This is a genomic window from Streptomyces sp. PU-14G (genome assembly GCF_041028275.1).
Taxonomy (GTDB): domain Bacteria; phylum Actinomycetota; class Actinomycetes; order Streptomycetales; family Streptomycetaceae; genus Streptomyces.
The window spans coordinates 1-3,340 of record NZ_JASKYT010000525.1 but is presented as its reverse complement, the minus strand read 5'-3'; the positions used below and the strand labels follow the sequence as shown (position 1 = coordinate 3,340).

The window sequence follows — 3,340 nt, the reverse complement described above, 5'->3', positions numbered from 1 at the left end:
GAGCGGAGGGCGGGGTGGTCCGCTGGAGCTTCGCCACGCTGCGGGCCCACGTCGTACGCAGTGCCAGGGCAGCCCTCGCCCACGGGCTGCGCAAGGGAGACAGGGTGGCCGTGTGGGCCCCCAACTCCCGTCACTGGATCACCGCCGCGCTCGGGGCCGTCAGCGTCGGCGCCGTCCTCGTGCCGCTGAACACGCGCTACAAGCCCGCCGAGGCCGCCGACATCCTGCGCCGCTCCCGTGCCCGCTTCCTGTTCACCGTCGGCCCCTTCCTCGGCACCGACTACGCCCGCTCCCTCGTCGAGTCGGGCGAGCCGCTGCCCGACCTGGAGCTGACGGTCACGCTGCCCACCCAGGAGGCTGCCGCTGCCTCGGGCGCCGACGCGGGCGCGGGCGCGGGCGCGGGTGCCGGCCCGGCCGGGCCCGCCCTCTCGTACGCCGCTTTCCTCGACAGCGCGGCGGGCGTCGGCGAACAGGAGTGCGCCGCGCGTGCCGCCGCCGTCGCCCCCGACGACCTCTGCGACATCCTCTACACCTCCGGAACGACGGGACGGCCCAAGGGGGTCGGGATCACGCACGGTCAGACGCTGGAGGCGTTCACCGAGTGGGCGCGGGCGGTCGGCCTGCGTGAGGGAGACCGCTACCTGCTCGTCAACCCGTTCTTTCACACCTTCGGTTACAAGGCGGGCGTGCTCGCCTGCCTGCTGACCGGGACGACGATGCTGCCCGAGGCCGTCTACGACGCGGGCCGCGCCCTGCGCCGGGTCGCCGGGGAACGCGTCAGCGTGCTGATGGGGCCGCCGACCATCTTCCACACCCTCATCGACCACCCCGACCGCCTGACCCTCGACCTGTCCTCGCTGCGGCTGGCGGGGACGGGAGCCGCCGGCGTGCCCGTCGACCTGGTGGCGCGGATCAGGCGGGAGCTGGGCGCGGGGGAGGTGTTCACCGCGTACGGGCTCAGCGAGTCCGCCGGTGTCGCCACTGTCTGCCCCACCTCCGCCGACGCGGCCACCGTGGCCCGCACCGTCGGACTCCCGCTGCCCGGCACGCGGGTGCGGATCGTCACCGCCGACGGCAGCGAGGCGGCCCCCGGCGAGCAGGGGGAGATCTGTCTGCGGGGGCGGCATGTGATGCGCGGCTACTGCGACGATCCCGAGGCGACGGCCGCCGCTCTCGACGCGGAAGGCTGGCTGCACACCGGAGACGTCGGCAGCCTCGACGAGCGCGGCTACCTGACCCTTACCGACCGGCTCAAGGACATGTACATCGTCGGCGGGTTCAACACCTACCCCGCCGAGATCGAACAGGTACTGCGCGGCCACCCCGACGTGGCCGACGCGGCCGTCGTCGGCGTACCGGACGCACGCCTCGGCGAGGTCGGCGCGGCCTACGTCGTGCCCCGCGACGGTGCCGACGCCGCCGCGCTGGAGGACGGACTCGCCGGGTGGGCCCGCTCCCGGCTCGCCAACTACAAGCTGCCCCGCACCGTCACCGCCGTGACCGCGCTGCCCCGCAACGCCTCCGGCAAGGTCCTCAAGAACGTCCTGCGCGCCCGCCACGCGGCCACCGGGGCGCCCCGACAGGCACCGGGGCGCCCCGAGACGGGCACCGGCGCGCCCTGACAGCGCCCGACGGCCGTACGCGGGCGCGCGCCGGCCCTCGGACGGGAGGGCGGAAGCCCGCCGCCTCCCACCCACCGGGAAGAGGCATGAGCACGCACCGCGGCCCGCGCATAACGTCCCCGCATGAGCCGTATGAACCGTGTGAGCAGCGACGGCCCGGCGGGCGGCCGGTCCGGGGGCGGTACCGGAACGGGTACCGGAGGCGTGCACACCGACGAGAGTTCCCGGGACGGTATGTCGGGTACCGAAGCGTCCCGCACGGGCGCGTCCCGTACCGACGTGTCCCGTACCGATGCGTCCCGTACCGGCGCGTCCCGCACCGGCGCGTCCCGTACCTACGACGTCGTTGTCATCGGTTCCGGTGCAGGTGGCCTGGCCGCCGGGGTGACGGCACGGCTGCGCGGCCTGTCCGTCGTCGTCCTGGAGAAGACACCCCTGTACGGCGGCACCACCGCGCTCTCCGGCGGCGCGCTGTGGATACCCGACAGCTTCCACCTCGCCGAGGCAGGGCTCGGTGACAGCCGCGCCGCGGGGCGCGCCTATCTGGACGCCACCGTCGGCGACCGCGTACCGGCCGCCCGCAAGGAGGCGTATCTGAGCCAGGGGCCGCGCATGGTGCGCGAGTTCCACGACCGCACCGACGTCAGATTCGTCTACACCGACGGCTACAGCGACTACTATCCCGAGCGTCCCGGCGGCTTCGCACGCGGTCGCTCCATCGAGCCGGAGGTCTTCGACCTCAACCGGCTGCCTGCCGGCGAGCGGGCCCTGATGCGCCGCGCCGCACTGCCCACCTACGGGCTCACCATCACCTCCTACGACTTCCGCTACCTCAACATGGTCGCCCGCACCTGGGCGGGCAAGCGCGCCTCCCTGCGCGTGGGGCTGCGCGCCGCCCGCGCGCTGGCACGCGGCAGCAAGCCGATCGCCCTCGGCGAAGCCCTCATCGCCCGGCTCCGCTACTCCCTCGGCGTCCTGGGCGGCCACCTGTGGCTGGGCACTCCGATGACGCGGCTGCTGACGGACGAGGCAGGCCGCGTGAACGGCGTACGCGCCCGGCACGACGGGCGCGAGATCACCTTCCATGCCCGGCGCGGCGTCGTCCTGGCGTCCGGCAGTTTCGCCAGGGACCAGCGGCTGCGGGAGCGCTATCTGCCCTCTCCGACCCGCGCCGCGTGGAGCTCGGCCCCCGAGGGCAACGACGGCGACGGCCTGCGCGAAGGCCTGCGTCTGGGCGCGGGTGTCGACCTGATGGAGAAGGTGTGGGGCGCGCCCTCCGTCGTGGTCCCCGGCAGGGACGCCCCCTTCTTCCTCGTCGCCGACCGCGGCGTTCCCGGCATGGCCGTCGTGGACGGGCGCGGTGAGCGGTACGTCAACGAGGCGGCCCCGTACCACGAGTTCGTCGAGGCGATGTACGCGCACCGCGAGAAGACCGGCGCCGAAACGGCCCCCTCCTGGCTCGTCCTCGACGCCCGGTCCAAGGCCCGCTACCTGTTCATGGGCCTCTTCCCCGGGCAGCCCTTCCCCCGCGAACTGGTCGGCGGAGGCTTCGTCAAGAAGGCGCGCACGCTGGAGGAACTGGCCGCGCAGATGGACGTCCCCGCCGACAGGTTCGCCCGCACGATCGCACGCTTCAACGCCTTCGCGCGCCAGGGCAGGGACGAGGACTTCGGCCGCGGCGACAGCGCCTACGACCGCTACTACGGAGACCCCACCCT

Annotated in this window: 2 protein-coding genes; both read left to right on the top strand. The window is 74.0% G+C overall.

The genetic code is table 11. From position 1 onward, the window contains the following. A partial coding sequence (locus AB8Z75_RS32780) for an AMP-binding protein (RefSeq protein ID WP_369208444.1) occupies positions 1 to 1,622 on the top strand: 1,622 nt, incomplete at its 5' end. 123 nt (positions 1,623 to 1,745) lie between these two features. Further along, on the top strand, positions 1,746 to 3,340 hold a 1,595-nt coding region (locus tag AB8Z75_RS32775; RefSeq protein WP_369208442.1), incomplete at its 3' end, for an FAD-dependent oxidoreductase.